Origin of the sequence: Streptomyces toyocaensis, from assembly GCF_000725125.1 — a bacterium.
GTDB classification, from domain to species: Bacteria; Actinomycetota; Actinomycetes; order Streptomycetales; family Streptomycetaceae; genus Streptomyces; species Streptomyces toyocaensis.
Window position 1 is genome coordinate 29,498 of the sequence record NZ_JFCB01000001.1, and the last position, 24,300, is coordinate 53,797.

Below are 24,300 nucleotides of genomic sequence, written 5' to 3' on the forward strand. Positions count from 1 at the left end.
AAGTGAGGTGATGCTGCCGCATTGTGATGAAGCGTGAGCAGGCCCGCCCGCGCGCGGCGCACGGACCGGGCGGGCGGCACGCGGCGGTCACCGCCGCGGCCGTGGGCCCCGGTTCAGCGCCGGCGCAGCCGCAGGACCAGAGTGGCGCCCCCGGTGAGCACCAGGACGCCGACGGCACCACCCGCGAGCAGCGGGGCGGACGATCCGGAGGAGGCGGCGGCGGTGGACCGGACGCCGGGGGTGCCGGTGGGGCCGGGCGAGGGGGCCGCCGGGGTGCTCCCGGCTGGGGTGTGCGCGGCGGTCGCCTGCTTCTTCCGCGGGAACACCAGGTCCGAGCATGAGTAGTAGGTGTCAGGCGTGCCGCTGTTCTGCCAGACCGTGTACAGCACATGACGGCCCGACCGGTCCGACGGCAGGGTCACCCGGAACCGGTACGCACCGTCCGTCAGTGCGGGGTCCGTCACCTCGGCGAACGGCTTCTCCGGCAGGTCGGACCAGGTGAGCGGCCGCGCCGGGTCGTAGCCGGGCTCCGTCAGATACAGACGGAAGGTACCGGCGTGCGGGATCGTCGAGACGTACGTCACCGGCAGCGCCCCACCGGGGGTCACCCGGGTCGCCGGCCAGTCGGCGCGGGCGAGGTCGAGGCCCCGGTAGGCGGGCAGGCCCCCGCCGCACAGCTTCCCGTCCGGGATCCGCTGCCGGTCCCTGCCGCCGACGTCCGCCACCCGCAGGTTGTCCCACGCCGCGAACGGCGCGCCGTTCGCCGCGACCGCGGCGCGGCACGCCGCCGACGCCGCGTGTTCGCCTCCCTCCGGCGAGCAGGCCACGACCCGGCTGACCGGATCCGCCGGCGCCCCGTGGGCGCGCGCCGGGCCCGCCGCCCACAGAGGCAGCAGCAGCGGGGTCAGGAGGGCCGCCGCGAGTGCGGTGCGGTGTGCGGTCGTCCGGGACATCCGGAACACCTCTTCCAGCGGGGCGGAAACGCGCGGGTCCTTCCGTGCAGTACGGAGGAACCGCCCGTCGTGTTCACCTCCCCGCCGAGCCGGGCATAGCGTCCCGTTCCTGGTCAACCGCCCGTCGCCGAGGGTCGGTTCTGGGCCGGATCGAGGGTTTCCCCCGTATCCCGGCGGGCCGCGCGCTGCCTATCGTTCGAGCGCGGCCGGCTCCCGGATGACCTGGTGCGGGCCGCTGATCTTCTGAGCGACTCCCCCAAGCAGGCGGGTCGGCCGGTGCGGATGGGGCACCGGTCGGCCCGCCGTTCTCATTTGTGCCGACGCCTGACACACTTAGAGACCGCGCGCGCTGTTTTCTTTCGACGGGTGTGATGATCTTGCCTTTTATGCCCTTATTTGAATGGCCTCCCGCGTAATGGGGGCCACCGCAGGGTGAGTTATCGTGTACGAAGCGTCAAAACAAACGGCATGACCCGTTCCTTTCCGGCTCAGGAGTTAGGCGATGGCGAGGCAGGTACGCGCCGAGCAGACCCGTGCGACGATCATCACGGCCGCCGCCGACCTGTTCGACCGGCAGGGGTACGAATCGACCAGTCTCAGTGACATCGTCGAACACGCCCAGGTCACCAAGGGGGCCCTGTACTTCCACTTCGCGGCGAAGGAGGATCTCGCGCACGCGATCCTCGAACTGCAGTCCATGACCTGCCGCCGTCTGGCCCGGGACACCGAGATCCGGGGACACACCTCCCTGGAGGCGCTGATGCGCCTGACCTTCTGCATAGCCAGGATGTCGGCCGACGATCCCGTGCTGCGGGCCGGACTGCGGCTCGCCACCGGCGGTACCCGGCCGCGCCCGCCGCTCAGCCATCCCTTCACCGAGTGGCTGGACATCGTCACGGCGCGGCTCCTGGGCGCCGTCAAGGAGGCCGACGTCCACCCGGACGTCGACACCGACGTGGTGGCCCACTCCCTCGTCTGCTTCTTCGTCGGCACCCGGGTCGTCGGCCGGTCCCGGGAATCAGTCGCCCGCCAGCCCCGCCGCACGGCGGAGATGTGGCAGATCCTCATCCGCGGCCTGGTCCCCGTGACCCGGCGCGCCCGCTACCTCAGCCTGGCCGCACGGCTCGAACGGGAGATCGCCCCGGTGTGACGCACGGCGGGCGACGACGGACGCGCGTTACGGTGAGCCGCATGCCCGACATCCCCACCGCGCCGGTGATCGTCGCCGACGAGCCCGGCACGTTCCCCCACCGTGTGCTGGCCGAGCGGCACCCGGCGATCATCCGGCAGGTGCGCGAGGCCTTCCCCTACGAGCCCCGGCAGCGCGGCGCGCTCGACGCCCTGCTGACCGGCTGCACCGACGGCGCGATCCAACCCCTCCCCGCGGACGCGCACGACCGGGAACGCTGGGAGGCCTGGGGGATGACCACCTACGCGGGCCGCTCCTGGTACGACGTGCCCTGGCTGTGGTCCGAGAGCTGGTTCTACCGCCGGCTGCTGGACGCCGTGGGCTACTTCGCCCCCGGCCCCTGGCAGGGCATCGACCCGTTCCGTCCGTCCAAACGCGCCGAACTCGACTCGCCCGCCACGGACGAGGAACTGGCCGCGCTCGACGACCTGGCCGGCCGCCCTGAAGGGGAACAGGCCCGGGCCCTGCTGCACGGCTCCCTGTGGGGCAACCGCGCCGACCTCGGCTTCCGGCTGTCCGCGGAGGGGGCCGAGCGGACGGCCCCCGTCCCCGCCCTGGTGGCCGACGACAGCGAGCGGCTGTGGCCGCTGCTGTCGGGCACGGGAACGCTGTGCCTGGTCGCCGACAACGCGGGCCGCGAACTCGTCCCCGATCTGCTGCTTCTCGCGCACCTGCTCGCCCGCGGCCGTATCGGCCGCGCCGTGCTGCACGTCAAGCCGTACCCGTACTACGTCTCCGACGCCACCACCGCCGACGTGGTCGACGCCGTGCGCCGGCTCACCCATGCCGAGGGGGCGGCGGCCACGTACGGGCGGGACCTGTGGGCCGCCTTCTCCGACGGTCGTCTCACCCTCCGCGCCCACCCCTTCTCCTGCGCGCCGCTGCCCTACGAGGCGATGCCGGACGACCTGCGCGCAGACTTCGCCTCCGCCGCGCTCACCGTCGTCAAGGGCGACCTCAACTACCGCCGCCTCGTCGGGGACCGGTACTGGCCCCCGACCACACCGTTCGCGGACGTCACCGCGTACTTCCCCGGACCCGTCGCCGCCCTGCGCACCCTCAAGTCCGACGTGATCACCGGACTTGAGGCGGAGACCGAGGCGGCGCTGACGGCCGCGGAGGGGCAGCGCTGGCGCACCGGCGGCACCCACGCGCTGATCCAGGTACGGACATGAACCCGGGGATCCCCTCGGTGAAGAGGGTTCACGCGATGGTGTGATCACGTCGAGGCCGGTGGATGCCGTCACCTGCCCATGGGTAGCCCCCGGCCATGACGCAGCCGTTCGAACTCCCGCACTTCTACATGCCGCACCCCGCGCGGCTCAACCCGCACCTGGAGGAGGCGCGCGCCCACTCGACGGCGTGGGCGCGCGAGATGGGCATGCTGGAGGGAAGCGGGGTCTGGGAGCAGGCCGACCTCGACGCGCACGACTACGGCCTGCTCTGCGCCTACACCCACCCCGACTGCGACGGCCCCGCCCTCTCCCTCATCACCGACTGGTACGTGTGGGTCTTCTTCTTCGACGACCACTTCCTGGAGAAGTTCAAACGGTCCCAGGACCGGCCCGCCGGCAAGGCCCATCTGGACCGGCTGCCGCTGTTCATGTCGCTCGACCCGGGGGCGCCGGTCCCCGAGCCGGAGAACCCTGTCGAGGCGGGCCTCGCCGACCTGTGGGCGCGCACCGTGCCCGCGATGTCGGCCGGCTGGCGCCGCCGGTTCGCCGTCTCCACCGAACACCTCCTCAACGAGTCGCTGTGGGAGCTGTCCAACATCAACGAGGGCCGGATCGCCAACCCCGTCGAGTACATCGAGATGCGGCGCAAGGTGGGCGGTGCCCCCTGGTCGGCCGGGCTCGTGGAGTACGCGACCGCCGAGGTGCCCGCCGCCGTCGCCGGGACCCGGCCGCTGCGGGTGCTGATGGAGACGTTCTCCGACGCCGTGCACCTGCGCAACGACCTGTTCTCCTACCAGCGGGAGGTGGAGGACGAGGGCGAGCTCAGCAACGGCGTCCTCGTGCTGGAGACCTTCTTCGGCTGCACCACCCAGGAGGCCGCCGACCTCGTCAACGACGTCCTCACCTCACGGCTGCACCAGTTCGAGCACACCGCGTTCACCGAGGTGCCCGCCGTCGCGCTGGAGAGCGGCCTCACACCGGACCAGGTCGCGGCCGTGGCGGCGTACGCGAAAGGGCTGCAGGACTGGCAGTCCGGCGGCCACGAATGGCATCTGCGCTCCAGCCGCTACATGAACGAGGGCGCGCGTTCCGGCGCCCCCTGGCAGTCGCCGTCCGGCCCCGGGACGTCCGCCGCCGACATCGGCGGGCTGCTCGCGGCCACCGGCGCGCGGCGGTGGCGCGCCCACACGCACCTGCCCTTCCCGAAGGTCGGCCCGTCGGTCATCCCCGACATCGACATGCCGTTCCCGCTGCGGCTCAGCCCCGCCCTCGACGGTGCGCGCCGGCATCTGCTGGAGTGGTCACGGCGGATGGGCGTGCTCAGCGAGGGCGTCTGGGACGAGGACAAGCTGGAGAGCTGCGACCTGCCGCTGTGCGCGGCGGGCCTCGACCCGGACGCCACCCAGGAGCAACTCGACCTCGCCTCCGGCTGGCTGGCCTTCGGCACCTACGGCGACGACTACTACCCGCTCGTGTACGGCCACCGCCGTGACCTGGCCGCCGCCCGGCTGACCACGGCCCGCCTCGCGGCCTGCATGTCCCTCGACGGCGGACCGGTCCCGCCGCCCGCCAACGCCATGGAGCGTTCCCTGACCGACCTGTGGGCCCGCACGACGGCCGGCATGACCCCCGAGGAGCGCCGGCCCCTGAAGGCGGCGGTCGAGACCATGACCGAGGCCTGGGTCTGGGAGCTGGCCAACCAGATCCACCACCGCGTTCCGGACCCGGTCGACTACCTGGAGATGCGGCGCGCCACCTTCGGCTCCGACCTCACCCTGGGGCTCTGCCGCGCCGGCCACGGGCCGGCGGTCCCGGCCGAGGTCTACCGCAGTGGTCCCGTGCGCTCCCTGGAGAACGCGGCGATCGACTACGCGTGCCTCCTCAACGACATCTTCTCCTACCAGAAGGAGATCGAGTTCGAGGGCGAGATCCACAACGCCGTCCTCGTCGTGCAGAACTTCTTCGGCGTCGACTACCCGACCGCGCTGCCCGTGGTGCAGGACCTGATGAACCAGCGGATGCGGCAGTTCCAGCACGTGGTGGAGCACGAACTACCTGTGGTGTACGAGGACTTCCAGCTGTCGGAGGAGGCCAGGGCGGCCATGCGCGGCTATGTGAAGGACCTGCAGAACTGGATGGCGGGCATCCTCAACTGGCACCGCAACGTCCCGCGATACCGGGACGAGTACCTGTCCGGCCGGGTCCACGGCTTCCTCCCGTACCGCACGCCGGCCCCGCCGGTCCTGATCTGACGGCCTGACTCCCGCCGGAGGTGAACCATGGAGCAACCCGCGTTGCGGCCCAGGCCGATGCCCGGGGCCGGGGGCGGACCGAAGGGGCGTGCGGAGCCCGCCCGGCCGTCGGGACAGCACGCCGGACGGCGGTGGGGGCGGCGGCTGGTGACCGCGGTACGCGGGGTGCTGGCCGGTGTCGTCCTGGTACTGACCGGGGTCGGTCTGGGGGCGACGGGTGCCACGGTCGTCGGCACGGGCAGGCTCGCCGGGGCGGAGGGTCCGGCGGGAACGGCGGGCACGGCACCCGTCCCCGGCGCGTCCGTGTCGCCGCGCTCCGTGGCCGCCTCCGCGCCGGGGGCTCCGGCCGCGCCCGTCGTCGCCCGGCTCGGGGTGGAGGTGGCCGACGACCTGAGGCCGGGGGCCCGGGTCGTGGGCGTCCACGTACCCGGACCCGGCTTCTCGGCCGGCCTGGTGCGGGGCGACGTGCTCGTCGCGTTCGGCGGCACGCGCGTCCGCTCGGCCGCCGACCTGGCACGTGCCGTCGCGCGGGCCCGCCCGGGCGACGAGGTGAGACTGACGGTGCGCCACCGCGGCGGCCGCCGCCAGCTGACGGCCGTCCCCGGCATCGTCACGTGACCACCCGGAAGTGGCTGGTGAGCCGGCCCTCGTCGTCCAGGACGTGGAAGGCGAGCCCGGGCGGCGCGTCCCGGTCCGCGGCCTGCTCGCCCTCCCAGGGGAGCCGCAGCGTCCACGTCACGCCGGGCCCCACCAGCACCGGACGGCCCGCGAACGTGCCGGCGGCCGGGGTGTGGGCGTGACCGGTGATCAGCCCGGCGACCTCGGGCCGGCGCGCCAGCAGGGCGGCCAGCCGTTCGGGAGCGCGCAGCGGGTAGGAGTCGGGGAGGGGGTGGTGCACCGGCACCGGCGGGTGGTGGAAGGCGAGCAGGGCCCGGGCGCCGTCGTCGAGCCCGTCGAGCGTGGACTCGATCCAGGCACAGGTCTCCTCGTCCAGCTCCCCGTCGTCGCGGCCGGGGAGGGTCGAGTCGCACATCAGCACCGCGCCGCCGTCCAGCACGTGCGCGCTGTTGACCGGTCCGTCGGCGGCCGGCAGGCCCAGCAGTGCCGTGCGGTACGGCGCCCGGCGGTCGTGGTTGCCCGGGCAGGTGAGCACCGGGAACGGGGCGTCGCCGTCGCGCAGGCCCAGCAGGCGGGCGGCCTCCTCGTACTCGGCCTCGGTGCCGTGGTCCGCGATGTCACCGGTCACCAGCAGCGCGTCCGGTGGCTCCGGCGTGTTCCACAGCCGGTCGCGCACCCGCCGGGCGCGCTCGGCCGCCCGGGCGGTTCCGTCCAGATGCAGATCGCTGATGTGCGCGAGTACGAGCACGGTCGTACGCCTCCTCGGCAGTGCCTGTTAACGGTTGTGTGTGATCCAAGCATTAGTGATCACGCTGGGGCAAGGTTCTGCCCTCAGGTGGCGGGAGGCGCGGGACCAACACCGCGAACCGGCTCGCGCCGCCCCCGCCCGCCGGGCAGGATGCTGCCCGTAACCCCGACGACCGCCCCTGGGAGGCCCCCGGATGACCGGCACCGCGCCCGCGTCCTTCACCGCCGACGACTACGAGGCCCGCATGGAGCGTGCGGCACGGCAGGCCGCCGAGGCCGGGCTCGCCGGGCTGCTCGTGGCGCCCGGCCCCGACCTGGTGTGGCTCACCGGCTACACCCCCACGGCGGTCACCGAGCGGCTCACCCTGCTGATCCTGGCGGCCGGCCGGGACCCCGTGCTCGTCGTCCCCACCCTGGAGGCCCCGGACGCCGAGCGCGCCCCCGGCGCCCCGGCGCTCACCCTGCGCGACTGGACCGACGGCAAGGACCCCTACGCCGCCACCGCAGCCCTGCTGGACGCGGACGGCCGGTTCGGCATCAGCGACAACACCTGGGCCATGCACCTGCTGGGCCTGCAGAAGGCGCTGCCCGGCACCTCGTACGCCTCCCTCACCGAGGCCCTGCCCATGCTGCGCGCCGTCAAGGACGCGGCCGAACTGGACCTCCTCGCCGCCGCGGGAGCCGCCGCCGACGCCGCGTTCGAGGAGATCAGGGGCGTGGCCTTCGCCGGGCGCCGCGAGAGCGACGTCGCCGCCGACCTCGCCTCCCTGCTGCGCCGGTTCGGCCATTCCCAGGTCGACTTCACGATCGTCGCCTCCGGCCCCAACGGGGCCAACCCGCACCACGAGATCGGTGACCGCGTCATCGAGCGCGGCGACATGGTCGTCCTGGACTTCGGCGGCCTCAAGGACGGCTACGGCTCCGACACCTCCCGCACCGTCCACGTCGGCGAACCCACCGACGAGGAACGCCGGGTGCACGACCTGGTGCGCGAGGCGCAGGAGGCGGGCTTCCGCGCGGTGCGGCCCGGGGCGGCCTGCCAGGACGTCGACCGGGCCGCCCGTGCGGTCATCGCCGACGCCGGGTACGGGGAGTACTTCATCCACCGCACCGGGCACGGTATCGGCGTCACCACGCACGAGCCGCCGTACATGATCGAGGGCGAGGAGCGGCCCCTCGTCCCCGGCATGTGCTTCTCCGTCGAACCCGGCGTGTACCTGCCCGGCCGGTTCGGCGTGCGCATCGAGGACATCGTGACCGTGACCGAGGACGGCGGGCGGCGGCTGAACAACACCGCGCGGGACATGGTCATAGTGGACTGAACGGCTCTTCCGTCCCCTGCCCGCCCCCCGAACGGCAAACGGCGCGACCATGACCCAGGCACCCGCACCCACCGCGGACACCGTCCGCCGACTGGCCCGCTCGCTGCTGCAGGGCAGTGGCACGGGCGGCGCGGCCGGACCCGACGTCCGGCCCGTCACCGAAGGAACCGGGCCCGCCGCGTGGTGGGTCGGCGGCCACCATGTGCTGCGTCTCGCCCCGGACCGCGAGGCGACCGCCCGCCGGCGCCGCGAGGTGCGGCTGCGCGACCTCGTCCGGCCGCACGTGCCGGTGGCGCTGCCGACCGCGGTGGCGCAGGGCGAGTGGGCACCCGGTCTGCTCTGCACCCTCGACACCCGGCTGCCCGGCGGGACGGGGGAGGAGCACACCGTGTCCGCCGTCGGCGAGACCGACCTGGCGGGACTGCTCACGGGGCTGCGCGAGGTGCCGGTGCGGCAGGCGGAGACGCTCGGCGTGCCGCGCGTGTCCCCGCGGTCGCTCGAAGCGCTGCGCCGGGCCGCGGGCCGGGCCGCCGAACGGCTCGCCGCGGCCGACGAGTTCGACCCCGGACGCCTGAGCCGGCTCACCCCGCCCGCCGCGGTCCAGCTCGCCGCGCAGCCCGGCACGGCGGTCCTCGTCCACCACGCCCTCACCGGCGGCCACCTCGTGGTCGGCGCCGACGGCCGGGTGCGCGGCGTCCTCGGCTGGGACGCGGCGGTGGTCGGCGATCCCGCCGAGGACATCGCCGGCCTCGCGGTCGCCGTCGGCGCCCCGGCCGCCGTCCGCGCCGCCACGCTCGCCGGGTACGGCGCCCGCCCGTGCCTGCGCGGCCTCTGGCTGGCCCGCTGCGACGCCGTCGTCGACCTCGCCGACGCCCTGGACGGCCGCGGCCCGCAGACGCTCCCGCGCACCCGGCTGCGACGGGCCTGGGAGCCGATCATGCTGGAGCGGGTGACGGACCTCGGGGACGGCGACGAGGCGGGCTGACCCGGCCCGTCATTCCTGCAGCAGCACCACCGCCGACTCCGCGGGCAGGTGCAGCACCCCGTCCGCCCCCGGCGCCCGAACGGGCTCCCACGCCGCGAGGACGCGCGCCCCGGGGACGCCTAGGGGGACGGCGGCCGCCCGGTCCGCCAGGTTCACGGCGACCCTGACGTCGCCGCGCCGGAAGGCCAGCCAGCGGTGCTCCTCGTCGTAGGCCACCTTGGTGTCGCCGAGGTCGGGATCGGTGAGGTCCGGCTGTGCGTGCCGCACGGCGAGCAGCAGCCGGTACCAGGCCAGCACGCGTGCGTGCGGGTCGCGTTCCGGCTCCGACCAGTCGAGGCAGGAGCGGTCGCGGGTGGCCGGGTCCTGCGGGTCGGGCACGTCCTCCTCGGCCCAGCCGTGGGCCGCGAACTCCCGCCGTCTGCCGTCGCTCACCGCCTTGGCGAGCGCCGGGTCGGTGTGGTCGGTGAAGAACTGCCAGGGCGTGCCCGCCGCCCACTCCTCGCCCATGAACAGCATCGGAGTGAAGGGCGCGGTCAGCGTGAGGGCCGCCGCGCACGCCAGCAGCCCCGGGGAGAGAAGCGCGGACAGCCGGTCCCCCTGGGCGCGGTTGCCCACCTGGTCGTGGGTCTGGCCGTACCCGAGGAGCCGGTGCGCGGCCACCCGGCTGCGGTCCAGCGGGCGGCCGTGGTGCCGGCCCCGGAAACTCGAGTACGTGCCGTCGTGGAAGAAGCCGCCGGTGAGCGTCTTGGCGAGGGCCGCGAACGGGGCGCGCGCGAAGTCGGCGTAGTAGCCCTGCGCCTCACCGGTCAGGGCGGTGTGCAGGGCATGGTGGAAGTCGTCGTTCCACTGCGCGTGGATCCCGAGGCCGCCGTCCTCGCGCGCCGTGACGACCCGGGGGTCGTTGAGATCCGACTCGGCCACCAGGAACAGCGGCCGGCCCGTGTCGGCGGCCAGGGCGTCCACCGCCCGGGACAGCTCCTCCAGGAAGTGGCACGCGCGCGTGTCCACCAGCGCGTGCACCGCGTCCAGCCGCAGCCCGTCGATCCGGTAGTCCCGCAGCCATGCCAGCGCGCTGTCCACGAGGTAGGCGCGCACCTCGTCGGAGCCGGGCGCGTCCAGATTGACCGCCGAGCCCCAGGGAGTGTGATGGGTGTCGGTGAAGTACGGCCCGAACCGCGGCAGGTAGTTGCCGGACGGTCCCAGGTGGTTGTGCACGACGTCCAGGACGACGCCCAGTCCCAGCGCGTGCGCCCGGTCGACGAACCGTTTCAGCCCTTCGGGCCCGCCGTACGGCTCGTGCACCGCCCACAGCGACACCCCCTCGTACCCCCAGCCGTGCCGGCCCGGGAACGGGCACACCGGCATCAGCTCCACATGCGTCACGCCCAGGTCCGCGAGGTGGCCGAGCCGCTCGGCGGCGGCGTCGAAGGTGCCTTCGCGGGTGTACGTGCCCACGTGCAGCTCGTACAGCACCGCACCGGGCAGCGGGCGCCCCGCCCACTCCGTGCGCCACGCGAACCGGTCGTGGTCGACGACGGCACTCAGGCCGTCCGGCCCGTCCGGCTGGCGGCGCGAGCGCGGATCGGGCAGCACCGGACCGTCGTCGAGCGCGAAGCCGTACCGGGAGCCGTCGTGCGCCTCGGCCTCCCCCCGCCACCACCCCCCGCGCTGCGGATCGGGCTCCAACGCGCGCGTGGCGCCGTCGCACTCGAGCGTCACTCTTCCGGCCTGCGGTGCCCACACCTCGAACTGCACGGACGGTTCCCCTTCGTCTGCTCACCGTGATGTAGCCCGTCCATCGTGCTGCATCGGAGATCAATGCGCCGGTGGATCCTCCCTTTTGCGGCGGGTGTCGCCGGAATGCGCGCGCAGGGCGGCCGATTTCCCGGTTCCTGGACAGCCCGCCCGCCGCTGACCGACAATCGACGGTGTGACGTCGTCCTTCGAGTTCCACACGTCCCCCGCGCGGCTCTCCGACGCGGAGCGCGACAAGGCGCTGAGCGTGCTGCGGGACGGTGTCGCCATGGGCCGCCTGTCCCACGACACGTTCGTCCGGCGCATGGAACTCGCCCTCAACGCGCGGCGATCCGACGAACTCGCCGCACTCACCGCCGACCTCCCGAGAGAGAACCGCTTCTCGCGCGTGGTGTTCGGCACCGTCGAGGCGGTCTCCGGGTTCACCGTGCGGCTGCGCCGGGCCTGGCAGGCCGAGAAGCTGCCCAAACTGCTGCTGCCCCACCCGGCGGCCGGCCATCCGCTGCGGATAGGGCGCGATCCCGCCAGCGGACTGCGGATCAGCCACGAGACGGTCTCCCGCGTGCACGCCGAACTGCGCAACCAGGGCGGCACATGGGTGCTGCGGGACCTCGGCTCGACCAACGGCACGACCGTGAACGGCCGTCGGGTCGTCGGCGCGGCCGTCGTCCGCGAGGGCGACCAGATCGGCTTCGGACGGATCACCTACCGGCTCGCGGGCCACTGACGTACCCGGGGGACGCCGGTACGCGGCCGCGCTCCGGGCCGCGTACCGGGCGCGTGTCCTCCTCGCCGGCCGCACACGGCGTCCGCACCCTCCCGTTCGGGTGAGCGGGGGTCGGGACCGGGGACGTCCGTGCCGATGCAACGGGAATGACGCACACCTCACTGAAGACGGTACGGGCGGGACTGGTCGCCGCCCTCGTTCTGCTCGCCTGTGCGGCGCCCGCACGGCCGGACTCCTGGCGCCCCGCCGGGGACAGCCGGCTGATGCTCACGGTCGGCCGCGGAGAGGCGTCGCCCGCCGCGGAGGGCGGCACGGTGCTCTGGTGCGACCCGCCCCGTGGTCCCCACCGGCACGCCGCCGACGCCTGCGCTGAGCTGGAGGCGGCGGACGGGCGCATCGCCGACATCCCGGCGAAGGACGTCGTCTGCCCGATGGTCCACGCGCCGGTGACCGCGCACGCCCACGGCACGTGGCGCGGCCGGCCGGTCGAGTACACCGAGACGTTCCCGAACACCTGCATGCTCACCGCCCGCACCGGCTCGGTCTTCGCGTCGGCCGCCCCGTGACGTGACGGGCACCGCCCCGCGGCCGCGGTCCCGGTGTCAGCAGCAGTGCTCCCGAGCGTGGTGGGCCGCCGCGAGTACCGTGCGGGACTGGTGCTCGACCTGGTGCCGCACGGGGACCCAGCGGGCCCTGAAACGCGCGGCGAAGGCGTCGCTCCAGTCCGCGACCAGACGTTCGAGACGGGCCGCCGCCCGCGCGTCGGTCCCGCTCAGCGCCCGCCGCAGCATCGCCGCCACCCTGAGCGGCACGCGCCGCGCGAAGGCGTCCACGCTCCCCACGTACGCCCGCGTGCCGTCGGCGGGCGGTGTGCGGACCAGGTCGGCCGCCAGCCCCGGCACCAGCTCCAGTCCCCAGGTGGCCGCCCGCAGCAGCGGGCCGCCGGCGTCCCCCTGACCCGTCCCCGCGTCCTCCAGCACGCGCCGCACCTCGTCCGCGTCCCGCAGCAGCCGGTCCGCCAGGCGGTGCATGGCCGCGTCCGGGGCCGGATGGGGCGCGGGGTCGTCCACCAGGTCGCTCGCCCACATCGGCACCTCGATCACCGCGGTCAGACCGCCGTACCGGTGCGCGTGGTACCAGGTGCTGCGCCGGGCGTCGTCGGTCAGGCTCGGGTAGGCCGGCGCGGCCTCCGGCGCCGGCATCACGTGCACCCCGGGGCCGGACGCGGGCCAGCCCGCCGCGTCCGAGGCGCCCGTCTCCACCGGGATGTGCAGCTGCGCCGCGGACTTGGCGAACGGCTCGGCCAGCCCGGGGACGTCCCGGGTCAACTGCACCCAGCTGCCCCCCAGGTCGGTGCCGTGCAGGGACACCTGCAGATAGGGCCGCAGCTCGTCGATCACCCCGGTCAGCGCGAGGGTCTCGGGGGGCAGCCGGCCGGGCGGCAGCACCGACGGGGCCCACTCCGGCTGCTCCGGCCCCGCGGGGCGGAAGAAGCCCAGGTGGTAGTCGTACAGACTGCGCGGCGCCGGCGTCACGTGGAGACTCGCCCCGTCGGGGTCCGCGCACAGCAGGAAGTGCCAGGACGTACCGTCGCGCAGATCCCGCTCGTGCAGGACCCGCCGGGCCAGCGCGAGCAGCGTGCCCCCGCCGGCCGGTTCGTTGGCGTGGGCGCCGGCCACCACCAGAACGGCGCGCCGGGCGCGGCCCACGGACAGCAGGTGCAGCGGCCGCCCCGCGCGGGAGACGCCCACCTGCCGCAGAGCGCACACCCCCTGCCACTGCAGGGCCAGCGCCCGGGCGGAAAGAACCAGTTCGGCCACCGTCGGATAGCGAGACTCCAGCAGCGGACTCACCCCCCGTCACCGCCCGAATCCGCACTGCGCAGTACCCCACGGCGGGGAGACGGTGTCAAGAGCGCGACGGGGGAGCCCTCAGGGGACGCCCGGGGGCACGCCCGCCCCCGGTCACCGCGCCCGCGTCACTGCTGGTGCAGCCCGCGACCCGCCAGCGTCAGGAACACCTCACCGACCGCCTCGGAGAGCGTCGGATGCGGGTGGATGTGCCGGGCCACGTCGGACGGCTCGGCGTCCCAGCCGACGATCAGCTGGCCCTCGGAGATCATCTCCGACACATGCGGCCCCACCAGGTGCACGCCCAGCACCCGCCCCCCGGCCTCGGTGACGACCTTCACCGTGCCGCCCTGCCCGTGCACCATGCCCTTGGCGACCGCGGTCAGCGGCATGCTGTTGACCCCGACCTCGTATCCCTGCGCGCGGGCCTCCGCCTCGCTCAGCCCCACGGCGGCGGTCGCCGGCGACGAGTACGTGACCCGGGGCACCGCCGTGTAGTCCACGGGCGCGGACGGCACGCCCGCCAGGGTCTCCGCCACCAACAGGCCCTCGGCGAACGAGGCGTGGGCGAGGCCGGGAGACGGAGGCGGCAGCAGATCGCCCACCACATGCACCCCGGGCACGGCCGTCTCCAGCCGGTTCCAGTCGGCCGGCGCGACGAACCCGCGCCCGTCCGTCGTCAGTCCCGCGGCGGCCAGGTCCAGCCCGTCGGTCACCGGAACCCGTCCGACGGCCACCAGGAGGCGATCGGCCGTGACCGTACGGACCTCGCCCCGCGCGGTGCGCACCCGCGCACGCATGCCGTCGCCGGACACCTCGGTGTCCAGCAGCCGGGCGTCCGGCAGCACGTCGATGCCCCGCTTCCGCAGCCCCCGTGTCAGATGCCGGCTCACCTCGCTGTCCTCCGACGGCACGATCCGGTCGGCGGCCTCGACCAGGGTGACCTCGGCTCCCATGGAACGGTGGAAGGAGGCGTACTCCACGCCGATCGCGCCCCCGCCCAGCACCAGGACCGACCCCGGCAGGCCGGGCGCGAACAACGCGTCGTCGCTCGTCACCACGCGCCGTCCGTCCGGCTCGAGCCCCGGGAGCGTACGCGGTCGTGAGCCGGTCGCGAGCACGATGCCACGACGCGCGGTGAGGCGGTGGGCACCTTCAGCCGTTCCCTCGACCCGTACGGACCGCGGTCCCGTCAGTCGCGCATGCCCTCGCAGCACCCGCACGCCCGCATGGGCGAGATGGGCCTCCACGCCGCGGTGGTTGCGCGCCACGATGTCGTCCCGCGTGGCGACGAGCGCGGACCAGTCGACGGCGTCCAGGGTCGCCTTCACCCCCCAGCGTTCGCGTGCCTCGGCGATGCCGTCGACGAGTTCGGCCGCGTGCAGCATCGCCTTGCTGGGGATGCAGCCGCGATGCAGACACGTGCCGCCGACCTTGTCCCGCTCCACCAGCGCGACTTCCAGGCCGAGAGCCGCGGCGCGCAGGGCGGTGCTGTAGCCGCCCGTACCGCCGCCGATGACGATGACGTCCGTTGCGTTCATGCCCCTCAGCGTCCGTCCGGCCCTTGCCATGAGTCCAAGGCAATGTTCTTGTGGCATCGATGCAGGACCTTTATGGCGGGGGGCCGGAATGAGTCTGCGGCAGATGGAGTACTTCCTGACCGTCGTCCAGGAGGCGTCGTTCACCCGTGCGGCGGAGGTGCTGCACGTCTCCCAGCCCGCGCTGTCCCACCAGATCAAGGCGCTCGAACGGGCGACCGGCGGTCCGCTCCTGGAACGCATGCCGCGCGGGGCGCGGCTCACGCCCATGGGGCGCGCATTCCTGCCGCACGCCGAGGTCGCCGTCCGCAGCGCCGCCCAGGCCCGCCGCGCGGCGCGTGCCGCCGCCGGGGCGGAGGGCGGCGAACTGCACGTCGCCGCCGTCCACTCGGTGGCCGTCGGCATCCTGCCGGACGTCTTCGCGCGGTGGCACGCCGCCCATCCCGGTGTCGTGCTCCGTCTGCACGAGTACGCCACGACCGAGGCCCTGGAGGAGGAGGTGCAGCGCGGCACCGCCGACCTCGCCGTGGGCCCGGCGCCCAGCGGCTGGCCGGGCACCGTGGTGCCCGTCGGCGAGGAGGAGATCGTTCTCGTCGTCCCCTTCGACGACCGTTTCGCCGGCCGCACCACGGTGACGCTGCCCGAACTCGCCGACCGCCCCTGGGTCCGCTGCGCCATGGAGCCGGTCGTGCACGGCGAACGCTTCCTCGACTGGGTCTGCGGTCAGGCCGGGTTCGCGCCCCGCACCGCCGTCTTCACCGAGCACACCTCGACCGCCGTACGCATGGCGGTGGCCGGCGTCGGCGTGACCACCGCGCCCTCGCACATCGTGCGGGGCGCCGTCGGCGAGGACTGCGTGACCCTCTCCCCGGACCCGCCCTGGATACGCGCCCTGACCGTCTTCACCCGCGTACCACCGACCGGCGCCGCCGAGACCTTCGTCGACGTACTGAAAGCCGTGCTCCAGACCCCGCCCAGCCACGTTCCGCCCCCCTCCCCGGACTGCACCGCACCCCACCCGACCCCCGGGACGGCCCCCCTCGCGTGAGCCCGCCGACGGCGAGGAGGGGACGGGGCGGGGGTGCCCGCCCGCAGCGACCGGCGCGTCCGCGTCCTCAGCCCCGCCGGCGAACCCCACGCGCCGGTCCGAGGACGGACACCCCTCCGCCCTGGCCCCGCCCCACCCACTCACCACGAGCGCGGCGACGAGAAGTCAGTCCGCAATCCGCTCCAGCAGAGCCACCGGCAGTCGCCCGAACAACTCCGCCAGGCCCGCACGCCCCTCGAACTCCCGCCCCGGCCCCGGCTCCAGCACATCCACCCACCGCCCCGCCGGCAGCGGCAGCCGTGTGTCGCGCCAGCCGCCCTCCTCCGCCAGGCGCAGCGACAGGCGGGTCACGGCGGTCAGCACCTCGCCGGAGCGGACGAACGCCGTGCAGTGCGCCGCGGCGGGGCCCTCCGCCGGCAGCGGGTCGTACGACGCCGTGTCGCCGAAGACGTCCGGCCGCCGTGCCCGCAGCCGCAGCGCCGCCCGCGTCACCGCTTCCTTGTCGCCGCCGTCGTCCGCGAACCGCACGGTCCGCCGGTTGTCCGGGTCGACCAGCGCCCGGTACTCATGCTCCGTGCCCTGGTAGAGATCGGGCACCCCCGGCATCGTCAGGTGCACCACGGCCGCGCCGAGCACGTTCGCCCGGATGTGCGGCTCCAGCGACGCGCGGAACGCGGCCACCCGCTCGCCCGGTGCCCCGCACGGCCCCGCCGCCACGAACCGTGCCACCGCCTCCTCGTACGAGGGCTCCTGCTCCGTCCAGCTCGTGTGCAGACCCGCCTCGCGCACGTGCTTCAGCAGGGCGTCCCGCACCCGCTCCTCCTCGGCCGGCCCCAGCCCGAACACCGTCTGCCAGGCCGCCCACGCCAGCTGCGCGTCGGGCACGCCCTCACCGTCGCGCGTCACCTCCGCGACGACGTCCGCCCAGCGCACGGGGCACTCGGTGAGCACGTGCAGCGCCGCCCGCACGTCGGCGCTGCGCTTGGCGTCGTGCGTGGAGAGGACCGTTCCGGTGGCCGGCCAGTCGCGCTGCACGCGCGCGCAGTAGGCGTGGAACCGCTCCGGGGACACCGCCGGGCTGCCGGGGTCGCCGCCCACCTCCGTCGCCGACAGGAGCGGCACGTACCGGTAGAACGCCGTGTCCTCGACGGACTTGGCCCGCAGCGCCGACGCCGTCTGCGCGAACCGCGTGCGGAACTCCACGTGCGCCGGCCCGTCCCCGTACCGCCCGAGTACCAGGTCGCGTACGACGTCCACCGCCCCCGCCTCCTCGGGGACGGCGAACGCGAGCCTGGCCTCGGCGGCGGCCTCCTCGGTGACCACCGCGGCGGCGTCCACGGAGGCGTAGGGGCGGTAGACCCCCATCCGGACCAGCAGCTCCGTCAGCGCCGTGCGCAGCGCCCAGGGCGCGCGGTCGCGCAGCGCGGACTCCGGCGCGGTCGCGCACAGCCGGCTCGTCAGCCGGGTCAGCCGGTCCATCTCGGTGGCCAGCTCGTGCGTGAGCACCTTGTACGCGGCCCGCCGTACCGTGGCGTCCCAGTCGCCGCCCCGGTCCGTCTGCGGGGCCGCGAAGCGCCGGTACCGGCCGAGCAGCTCCCCGAACCCCGCCGGATCGGTGAACAGCCCGTCGACGTGGCGCAGGGCGTCGTAGCCGGTGGTGCCCGCGACGGGCCAGGAGGCGGGCAGCCGCTCCCCGTCGGCGAGGATCTTCTCCACCACCGTCCACCGGCCGCCCGTGGCCTCGTGCAGCCGCCGCAGATAGCCGTCGGGGTCGGCGAGCCCGTCGGGGTGGTCCACGCGCAGCCCGTCGATCACACCCTCCCGGAGCAGCTCCAGCGTCTTGGCGTGGGTCGCCTCGAACACCTCCGGGTCCTCCACCCGCACCCCGATCAGCTCGGAGATGCTGAAGAACCGCCGGTAGTTGAGCTCGGTCCGGGCCAGGCGCCACCACACGGGCCGGTACCACTGCGCGTCCAGCAGTTGCGGCAGCGGCAGCCCCGCGGTGCCCTCGCGCAACGGGAACACGTGGTCGTAGTAGCGCAGCACGTCGCCGTCCGTCTTCAGGTGGCCGGCCTCGGCGCCGAGCGGCCCTCCGAGCACCGGCAACAGCACCTGCCCGCCCTGCGCCTCCCAGTCGATGTCGAACCAGCGTGCGCGGGGCGAGTCGGGGCCGTCGCGCAGCACCTCCCACAGGGCCCGGTTGTGGCGCGGGGACATCGCCATGTGGTTCGGGACGATGTCCACGATCAGCCCGAGTCCGTGCTCCCGGGCGGTGCGTGCCAGCTCCCGCAGCCCCTCCTCCCCGCCGAGTTCCTCGCGCACGCGGGCGTGGTCCACCACGTCGTAGCCGTGCAGGGAGCCGGGCACGGCCTCCAGGACGGGCGACAGATGCAGATGGGACACACCGAGCGAGGCCACGTACGGCACGGCCTCCGCGGCCGCCGGGAAGGGGAAGCCGGGCTGCAGCTGCAGCCTGTAGGTGGCCGTGGGCACCGCCGGGTCAGGTCGCTCAGGGGTCATGGGAAGCTACGTACCCCCGTGGCGGCCTTTCGTGTCATCGCGCACCCCGCCGAGTCACCCGACGCCCGAACGGGCGACCGGCGGGGCGTGCCGCTACACCGGCCGTCGCAGCACCGTCAGGCTCCGGTCGGTCAGGGTCAGCCGGGTGCCGGCCGACACCTCCGGGCCGGTGCCCGGGGGGACGCCGTCCGGGCGGGCGGTGTCGACGATCACCTGCCACTGCCGGCCGTGATCGACCGGCACCACGAAGTCCAGCGGCTCGGGCGAGGCGTTGAACATCAGCAGGAACGAGTCGTCGGTGATGCGCTCCCCGCGCTGCCCGGGCTCGGAGATCGCGTTGCCGTTGAGGAACACCGTCAGCGCCGACGCCGGCGCGGAGTCCCAGTCGCGCTGGGTCATCTCCGCGCCCTCGGGCGTGAACCAGGCGATGTCGGACAGGTCGTCGTGGGTGCCCTCCACCGGCCGGCCGTGGAAGAAACGGCGCCGGCGGAAGACCGGGTGGTCCTTGCGCAGCCACACCATCGCGCGGGTGAAGTCCAGCAGCCGGCGGCGCGGGTCCTCCTCGCCGCCCCCCTCCTCCCCGGGCGCGGGCCAGTCGAGCCAGGCCAGCTCGTTGTCCTGGCAGTAGGCGTTGTTGTTGCCGCCCTGGGTGCGGGCCACCTCGTCGCCGTGGCTGATCATCGGCACGCCCTGGGAGAGCATCAGCGTGGCGATGAAGTTGCGCATCTGCCGGTCCCGCAGCCGCAGGACGTCCGGCTCGTCGGTCTCGCCCTCGGCGCCGCAGTTCCAGGACCGGTTGTGGCTCTCGCCGTCCCGGTTGTCCTCGCCGTTGGCGTCGTTGTGCTTGTCGTTGTACGCCACCAGGTCGTGCAGCGTGAAGCCGTCGTGGCAGGTCACGAAGTTGATCGAGGCCAGCGGACGCCGGCCGTCGTCCTGGTACAGGTCGGAGGAGCCCGTCAGCCGGGAGGCGAACTCCGCGAGCGCGCGCGGCTCGCCCCGCCACAGGTCCCGCACGGTGTCGCGGTACTTGCCGTTCCACTCGGTCCACAGCGGCGGGAAGTTGCCCACCTGGTAGCCGCCCTCCCCGACGTCCCAGGGTTCGGCGATCAGCTTGACCTGGGAGACGATCGGGTCCTGCTGCACCAGGTCGAAGAACGACGACAGCCGGTCCACCTCGTGGAACTGCCGCGCGAGGGTCGCCGCGAGGTCGAAGCGGAATCCGTCGACATGCATCTCGGTGACCCAGTACCGCAGCGAGTCCATGATCATCTGCAGGACGTGCGGGGACCGCATGAGCAGGGAGTTCCCGGTGCCCGTCGTGTCCATGTAGTACTGGGGGTCGTCGGTCAGCCGGTAGTACGAGGGGTTGTCCAGGCCCTTGAAGGACAGGGTCGGCCCCAGGTGGTTGCCCTCGGCGGTGTGGTTGTAGACCACGTCGAGGATCACCTCGATGCCCGCCTCGTGCAGCGCCTTCACCGCCGACTTGAACTCCAGCACCTGCTGGCCCCGGTCGCCCCAGGACGCGTAGGCGTTGTGCGGGGCGAAGAACCCGATGGTGTTGTAGCCCCAGTAGTTGTTCAGGCCCATGTCCACCAGGCGGTGGTCGTTGACGAACTGGTGCACCGGCATCAGCTCCAGCGCCGTCACCCCGAGCTCGGTGAGGTGCTCGATCACCGCCGGGTGCGCGAGGCCCGCGTAGGTGCCGCGCAGCTCCTCCGGCAGTCCCGGATGGCGCATGGTGAGGCCCTTGACGTGAGCCTCGTAGATCACCGTGTGGTGGTACTCCGTGCGAGGGCTCCGGTCGTCCCCCCAGTCGAAGTACGGGTTGACCACGACCGACGACATCGTGTGGGGCGCCGAGTCGAGATCGTTGCGCCGGTCGGGGTCGTCGAAGTGGTAGCCGTACACCTCCTCGCCCCACTCGACCGAACCGCTGATCGCACGCGCGTACGGGTCGAGCAGCAGCTTCGCCGAATTGCAGCGAAGTCCCCGCTCGGGAGCGTACGGCCCGTGCACGCGGAAGCCGTACCGCTGCCCGGGCATCACCCCGGGCAGGTACGCGTGCCGCACGAACGCGTCGCTCTCGCGCAGCTCGATCGCCGTCTCGGAGCCGTCGTCGTGCAGCAGACACAGCTCTACTCGGTCCGCGGCTTCCGTGAAGACCGCGAAGTTCGTTCCGGCGCCGTCGTACGTGGCACCGAGCGGATACGCCTCGCCAGGCCAGACCTGCATGGACACGACTCTTTCAGGTGTACGGCGCCGGTGGGGGCGCCTTGGCTCCGAGTGTTTCCGTGTCTCCCCGAAAGGGCGGGGCACACCTCTCTACCCATGCCCTCTCGGTCCACGCCCCGCGCATCCGCGGGTCCGGCTATGAATCAGCTCACTCCCGGGGCCCGGGCGGGCGGAACGGACGCATGAACGGAGGAAGTTGAGGAACGACCCTGTCCATCGGGCTGCACCGCGTGCCGCTTGCGGAGTACTCTCCTTGATCGTCGGGACGGGGAGTGCTCGGGGGAGCGGAAGGCGGTGCGCGGGTGGGCTCGGGAGGGCTGGAACTGCCCCCTGGTGACCAGGGTCACGAAGGGAGCGGCTCCACGGACGTCCCGCCCGGTGCGGTGTCCCTGGCGCGGCCGACGGACGCGGGCTCGATCGGGCCGGAGCTGGACTGGGGCGCCGACGCCTGGCGCGAGGTGCGCACCCGCGCCCAGCGGGCCGGCCGTGCCTACATCTGGCTGAACCTGGTGGAACAGCGGCTGCGCGCGGTGGTGGCCGCCGTCCTGCGCCCCGTCTACGAGCCCGTGCACGGCGACGACTGGGTGGTCGCCGCCGCCGGACCCGCCGGACAGGAGTGGGTGCAGCGCGCGGTCGCGGTGCGCGAGGTCAGCCGCCGCAAGGGCTACCTGCTCGACCCGGCCGACGACAACGTGCTGTCCTTCCTCACCCTGCCGCAGCTGCGCGAGCTCATGGTCCAGCACTGGCCCTGCTTCGAGCCGTACTTCGACGACCGCCGGGACGTCGAACTCGCCCTGGACGAGCTGGAGGTCACCCGCAACGTGGTCTCCCGCAACCGGGCGTTGTCCGAAGCGGTCCTCGCCCAGGCCGAGCGGGCCTCCGCGCGGCTCCTCGAGATGCTCGGCGCGGGAGGCGACGTGCCGTCCGCGCGCCGGCTGCCCGTCGACGCGGTCGAGGACCTGGTCGGCGACCGGTACGCCGACGTCGTCGCCGTCCATCCCGACCGGGTGCGGCTGCTGCGCCGGTTCCCCGCCGAGGACATCTTCGGCGGGGCCCGCCGCCTCGACGCCATCGGGATCGGGCTCAACCTGCTGGTGCAGAACTTCTCCGGGCGCCGTCTGGTGCGGCTGGCCGAGTCCGGCTGCCGGGTGCGGCTGCTGTTCCTGAACCCGGCCTCCAGTGCGGTCAAGCGCCGTGAGCGCGAACTGGGCATCAAGCGCGGCGAGCTCGGCCGCGCCGTCGAGATGAACATCCTGCACATGCGCCGCGTCCGCTCACGGCTGCGCGACCCGGACGCCTTCGGGATCCAGGTCTACGACGAGACCCCCCGCTGCACGGCCTACCTCGTGGACGGAGACGGGGCCGACGGCGTCGCCGTGGTCCAGAACCATCTGCGGCGGGCCCGGGGAATGGAGGCGCCGGTGCTGGTCCTGCGCAACGGGACCAAGGTGGTCAAGCCGGGTGAGGTCGAGGAAGGCGGGCTGTTCCCCACCTACCGCGAGGAGTTCGAGCAGATGTGGGCGGATTCGCGTCCGGTGTCCTGAACGCCCCGTGCCGGGGCCGTTCGTGGGGAGCCGTCCCGGCCGGCAAGCGGAACGGAGCCCTCTGATTGTCAGTGGTGCGTGGGAGGGTGAAGACCACTGGGGGAGAGCACCACACAGAAGGGGGGCAGCCCATGGGCTGGCACCGGGAGCTGCTGATCGGCTTCGACCTGGAGACGACGGGGACGGACCCGCGCGAGGCACGGATCGTCACGGGGGCCGTGATCGAGGTCAGGGCGGGGGAGCCGATGGGCCGCCGCGAGTGGCTGGCCGACCCGGGCGTGCCCATCCCCGCGGACGCGGTGGCGGTGCACGGCGTGAGCAACGAGCGGGCGGCCGCCGAGGGCCGCCCCGCCGACCAGGTGGCCGACGCCATCGCCGGCGTCCTCACCTCCTACTGGAAGACCGGCGTCCCGGTCGTCGCCTACAACGCCGCCTTCGACCTGAGCCTGCTCTCCGCCGAACTGCGGCGGTACGGACTGCCGTCCCTGCGCGACCGCCTGGGCGGCATCGACCCCGCCCCCGTCATCGACCCGTACACCATCGACCGTTCCGTCGACCGCTACCGGCGCGGCAAACGCAACCTCGAAGCGGTCTGCGCGGAGTACGGCGTCGTCCTCGACTCGGCGCACGACGCGACCGCCGACGCCCTGGCCGCCGCCCGGCTGGCCTGCGCGATAGCCGTCCGCCACCCCAAGGTGGCGGCCCTCGGCCCGGCGGAACTGCACCGCCGGCAGATCGAGTGGTACGCGCGATGGGCGGCGGACTTCCAGAGTTTCCTGCGCCGCAAGGGCGACGCCACGGCGGTCGTCGACAGCACCTGGCCGCTGCGGGAGCCGGCGGGCGAGCCGGTCTGACGCGCCCCGCGGCCCCGGGTCAGAAGGGGTACCAGCGCACGGTCTCGTCCCCGTCCCGCAGCGACGCCACCCGGCGTTCGAACTCGGCCAGCGCCTTGGGGTTGCCCGGCGCGTGCTGGGCGACCCAGGCGCAGCTGGCGGTCTCCCGCGCACCGCGCAGCACCGAGCAGCCCTCCCAGGCGCGCACGTCCCAGCCGTAGGTGCCGGTGAAGGACGCGTACGCCTCGTCCGGCAGCCCGTAGCGGTCGTGGGTGAGGGCCATCACCACCAGGTCGTGCTCACGCAGATCCGCCGAGAACGTCTCCAGGTCCACCAGGACCGGACCGTCCGGCCCGATGTGCACATTGCGGGGCAGTGCGTCGCCATGGATGGGCCCCGGCGGCAGCAGGGGCGTCAGCGCCGCGGCGGCCGACGCGAAACCGTCACGCCGCTCGCGCAGGTACGCCGCGTCGGCGGGGTCGATCGCGTCGCCCGCGAGCCGCAGCCAGCGTTCCACACCGCCCAGCAGCTCGCGGGGCGGCAGCGCGAAGGGGGGAGCGGGCAGCGCGTGGACCAGCCGCAGCAGTGCGGCCAGATCCGCAGGTCCTGCGGGCCGCACGGGCTCCGGCAGTCGGTGCCACACGGTCACCGGGTGCCCCTCCACCAGCAGTGCCCCGGGTTCGGCCGCCCGCACCGCGGGCACCCCCCGAGCCGCCAGCCACCCGGCGACGGCCAGCTCCCGGCGGGCCCGGTCCAGCAGCTCGGCGTCGCGGCCGACCTTGACGACCAGGTCACCGGCGGCGAACACCGCGTTCTCGCCGAGGGCGAGCAACCGCGCGTCCCGTGCCGCGCCGGGCAGCACTCCCGCCGCCGTGAGCACGTCCCGCGCCCGTGCCTCGTCCATCCGTCCCCTCCAGCTCCCACCGGCGTCCGGCCGCCGTGATCCGGCCGTCCATCGGCCAGTCTCGCATTCGTGCAGGTGTGCGTATGCGCAGTATTCCGGTTGCACGAG

19 protein-coding genes are annotated in these 24,300 nt (G+C 73.9%); 11 read left to right on the plus strand and 8 right to left on the minus strand.

The features are described 5' to 3' along the window. Positions 1-113 precede the first annotated feature (113 nt). A complete protein-coding gene (locus BU52_RS00155) occupies positions 114-953 on the minus strand; it encodes a lytic polysaccharide monooxygenase auxiliary activity family 9 protein (RefSeq protein ID WP_037927660.1) in 840 nt (279 codons plus the stop codon). A 502-nt stretch (positions 954-1,455) separates the two neighbouring features. On the opposite strand from BU52_RS00155, the gene BU52_RS00160 reads away from it, so the two are divergent. The 4 genes from BU52_RS00160 (at position 1,456) to BU52_RS00175 (ending at position 6,187) form a co-directional block, all read left to right on the plus strand. Further along, the gene (locus tag BU52_RS00160) at positions 1,456-2,103 is read left to right on the plus strand and encodes a ScbR family autoregulator-binding transcription factor (protein ID WP_037925862.1); all 648 of its coding nucleotides are present in this window, start codon (positions 1,456-1,458) and stop codon (positions 2,101-2,103) included. A gap of 41 nt (positions 2,104-2,144) precedes the next feature. After that, complete coding sequence (locus BU52_RS00165) at positions 2,145-3,317, plus strand: damage-control phosphatase ARMT1 family protein (protein ID WP_037925865.1); 1,173 nt, start codon at positions 2,145-2,147, stop codon at positions 3,315-3,317. Positions 3,318-3,412: 95 nt separating this feature from the next. Beyond that, positions 3,413-5,569, plus strand: a complete 2,157-nt coding sequence (gene cyc2, locus BU52_RS00170; protein WP_037925868.1) for a germacradienol/geosmin synthase Cyc2 — start codon at positions 3,413-3,415, stop codon at positions 5,567-5,569. A gap of 147 nt (positions 5,570-5,716) precedes the next feature. Beyond that, the gene (locus tag BU52_RS00175; protein ID WP_327147709.1) at positions 5,717-6,187 is read left to right on the plus strand and encodes a PDZ domain-containing protein; all 471 of its coding nucleotides are present in this window, start codon (positions 5,717-5,719) and stop codon (positions 6,185-6,187) included. Here the strand turns inward: BU52_RS00175 and BU52_RS00180 are convergent. Next, on the minus strand, positions 6,180-6,935 hold the full coding sequence (locus BU52_RS00180) for a metallophosphoesterase (RefSeq protein WP_037925872.1): 756 nt from the start codon (positions 6,933-6,935) through the stop codon (positions 6,180-6,182). The two genes, BU52_RS00175 and BU52_RS00180, sit on opposite strands and share 8 nt — an antisense overlap. A gap of 193 nt (positions 6,936-7,128) precedes the next feature. Between BU52_RS00180 and BU52_RS00185 the strand changes: the two genes are divergently transcribed. Further along, complete coding sequence (locus BU52_RS00185; protein WP_037925876.1) at positions 7,129-8,256, plus strand: aminopeptidase P family protein; 1,128 nt, start codon at positions 7,129-7,131, stop codon at positions 8,254-8,256. Between the two features lie 49 nt (positions 8,257-8,305). Continuing rightward, entirely contained in the window at positions 8,306-9,241 is a 936-nt protein-coding gene (locus BU52_RS00190; protein WP_037925879.1) for a phosphotransferase family protein, read from the plus strand. A gap of 9 nt (positions 9,242-9,250) precedes the next feature. Here the strand turns inward: BU52_RS00190 and treZ are convergent, their stop codons facing one another. Beyond that, on the minus strand, positions 9,251-10,996 hold the full coding sequence (gene treZ / locus BU52_RS00195) for a malto-oligosyltrehalose trehalohydrolase (RefSeq protein WP_037925882.1): 1,746 nt from the start codon (positions 10,994-10,996) through the stop codon (positions 9,251-9,253). 175 nt (positions 10,997-11,171) lie between these two features. Between treZ and BU52_RS00200 the strand changes: the two genes are divergently transcribed. Both BU52_RS00200 and BU52_RS00205 read left to right on the plus strand, forming a co-directional pair. Continuing rightward, positions 11,172-11,723, plus strand: a complete 552-nt coding sequence (locus tag BU52_RS00200) for a DUF1707 and FHA domain-containing protein (RefSeq protein ID WP_037925885.1) — start codon at positions 11,172-11,174, stop codon at positions 11,721-11,723. Between the two features lie 146 nt (positions 11,724-11,869). Further along, the gene (locus BU52_RS00205; RefSeq protein WP_037925888.1) at positions 11,870-12,289 is read left to right on the plus strand and encodes an SSI family serine proteinase inhibitor; all 420 of its coding nucleotides are present in this window, start codon (positions 11,870-11,872) and stop codon (positions 12,287-12,289) included. 36 nt (positions 12,290-12,325) lie between these two features. Here the strand turns inward: BU52_RS00205 and BU52_RS00210 are convergent, their stop codons facing one another. Next, positions 12,326-13,576 carry a M14 family zinc carboxypeptidase gene (locus BU52_RS00210; RefSeq protein WP_037925891.1) on the minus strand — a complete coding sequence of 417 codons (1,251 nt, stop codon included), beginning with the start codon at positions 13,574-13,576 and terminating at the stop codon, positions 12,326-12,328. A 125-nt stretch (positions 13,577-13,701) separates the two neighbouring features. Then, on the minus strand, positions 13,702-15,114 hold the full coding sequence (lpdA, locus tag BU52_RS00215; RefSeq protein WP_107061042.1) for a dihydrolipoyl dehydrogenase: 1,413 nt from the start codon (positions 15,112-15,114) through the stop codon (positions 13,702-13,704). A gap of 88 nt (positions 15,115-15,202) precedes the next feature. Here lpdA and BU52_RS00220 point away from each other — a divergent pair, with 88 nt between their 5' ends. Beyond that, a complete protein-coding gene (locus tag BU52_RS00220; protein ID WP_078903047.1) occupies positions 15,203-16,159 on the plus strand; it encodes a LysR family transcriptional regulator in 957 nt (318 codons plus the stop codon). 165 nt (positions 16,160-16,324) lie between these two features. On the opposite strand, the gene treY is transcribed toward BU52_RS00220, so the two are convergent. Together treY and glgX are read right to left on the minus strand one after the other, a co-directional pair. Continuing rightward, complete coding sequence (gene treY / locus BU52_RS00225) at positions 16,325-18,679, minus strand: malto-oligosyltrehalose synthase (RefSeq protein WP_037925895.1); 2,355 nt, start codon at positions 18,677-18,679, stop codon at positions 16,325-16,327. A gap of 93 nt (positions 18,680-18,772) precedes the next feature. Then, entirely contained in the window at positions 18,773-20,911 is a 2,139-nt protein-coding gene (gene glgX / locus BU52_RS00230; RefSeq protein WP_037925898.1) for a glycogen debranching protein GlgX, read from the minus strand. A 302-nt stretch (positions 20,912-21,213) separates the two neighbouring features. On the opposite strand from glgX, the gene BU52_RS00235 reads away from it, so the two are divergent. Together BU52_RS00235 and BU52_RS00240 are read left to right on the plus strand one after the other, a co-directional pair. Next, a complete protein-coding gene (locus BU52_RS00235) occupies positions 21,214-22,455 on the plus strand; it encodes an SAV2148 family HEPN domain-containing protein (RefSeq protein WP_078903048.1) in 1,242 nt (413 codons plus the stop codon). A gap of 131 nt (positions 22,456-22,586) precedes the next feature. Then, complete coding sequence (locus BU52_RS00240; protein ID WP_037925905.1) at positions 22,587-23,309, plus strand: 3'-5' exonuclease; 723 nt, start codon at positions 22,587-22,589, stop codon at positions 23,307-23,309. Positions 23,310-23,328: 19 nt separating this feature from the next. Here BU52_RS00240 and BU52_RS00245 read toward each other — a convergent pair whose 3' ends face one another. Continuing rightward, positions 23,329-24,192, minus strand: a complete 864-nt coding sequence (locus BU52_RS00245) for a phosphotransferase enzyme family protein (protein ID WP_037925908.1) — start codon at positions 24,190-24,192, stop codon at positions 23,329-23,331. Positions 24,193-24,300 lie beyond the last annotated feature (108 nt).

What these genes read in the sequence shown, in the direction of transcription:
- BU52_RS00155 (WP_037927660.1), bottom strand. Translation starts at nt 953, where the DNA reads ATGTCCCGGACGACCGCACACCGCACCGCACTCGCGGCGGCCCTCCTG.
- BU52_RS00160 (WP_037925862.1), top strand. Translation starts at nt 1,456, where the DNA reads ATGGCGAGGCAGGTACGCGCCGAGCAGACCCGTGCGACGATCATCACG.
- BU52_RS00165 (WP_037925865.1), top strand. Translation starts at nt 2,145, where the DNA reads ATGCCCGACATCCCCACCGCGCCGGTGATCGTCGCCGACGAGCCCGGC.
- cyc2 (WP_037925868.1), top strand. Translation starts at nt 3,413, where the DNA reads ATGACGCAGCCGTTCGAACTCCCGCACTTCTACATGCCGCACCCCGCG.
- BU52_RS00185 (WP_037925876.1), top strand. Translation starts at nt 7,129, where the DNA reads ATGACCGGCACCGCGCCCGCGTCCTTCACCGCCGACGACTACGAGGCC.
- BU52_RS00190 (WP_037925879.1), top strand. Translation starts at nt 8,306, where the DNA reads ATGACCCAGGCACCCGCACCCACCGCGGACACCGTCCGCCGACTGGCC.
- BU52_RS00205 (WP_037925888.1), top strand. Translation starts at nt 11,870, where the DNA reads ATGACGCACACCTCACTGAAGACGGTACGGGCGGGACTGGTCGCCGCC.
- lpdA (WP_107061042.1), bottom strand. Translation starts at nt 15,114, where the DNA reads ATGAACGCAACGGACGTCATCGTCATCGGCGGCGGTACGGGCGGCTAC.
- BU52_RS00220 (WP_078903047.1), top strand. Translation starts at nt 15,203, where the DNA reads ATGAGTCTGCGGCAGATGGAGTACTTCCTGACCGTCGTCCAGGAGGCG.
- treY (WP_037925895.1), bottom strand. Translation starts at nt 18,679, where the DNA reads ATGACCCCTGAGCGACCTGACCCGGCGGTGCCCACGGCCACCTACAGG.
- glgX (WP_037925898.1), bottom strand. Translation starts at nt 20,911, where the DNA reads ATGCAGGTCTGGCCTGGCGAGGCGTATCCGCTCGGTGCCACGTACGAC.
- BU52_RS00240 (WP_037925905.1), top strand. Translation starts at nt 22,587, where the DNA reads ATGGGCTGGCACCGGGAGCTGCTGATCGGCTTCGACCTGGAGACGACG.
- BU52_RS00245 (WP_037925908.1), bottom strand. Translation starts at nt 24,192, where the DNA reads ATGGACGAGGCACGGGCGCGGGACGTGCTCACGGCGGCGGGAGTGCTG.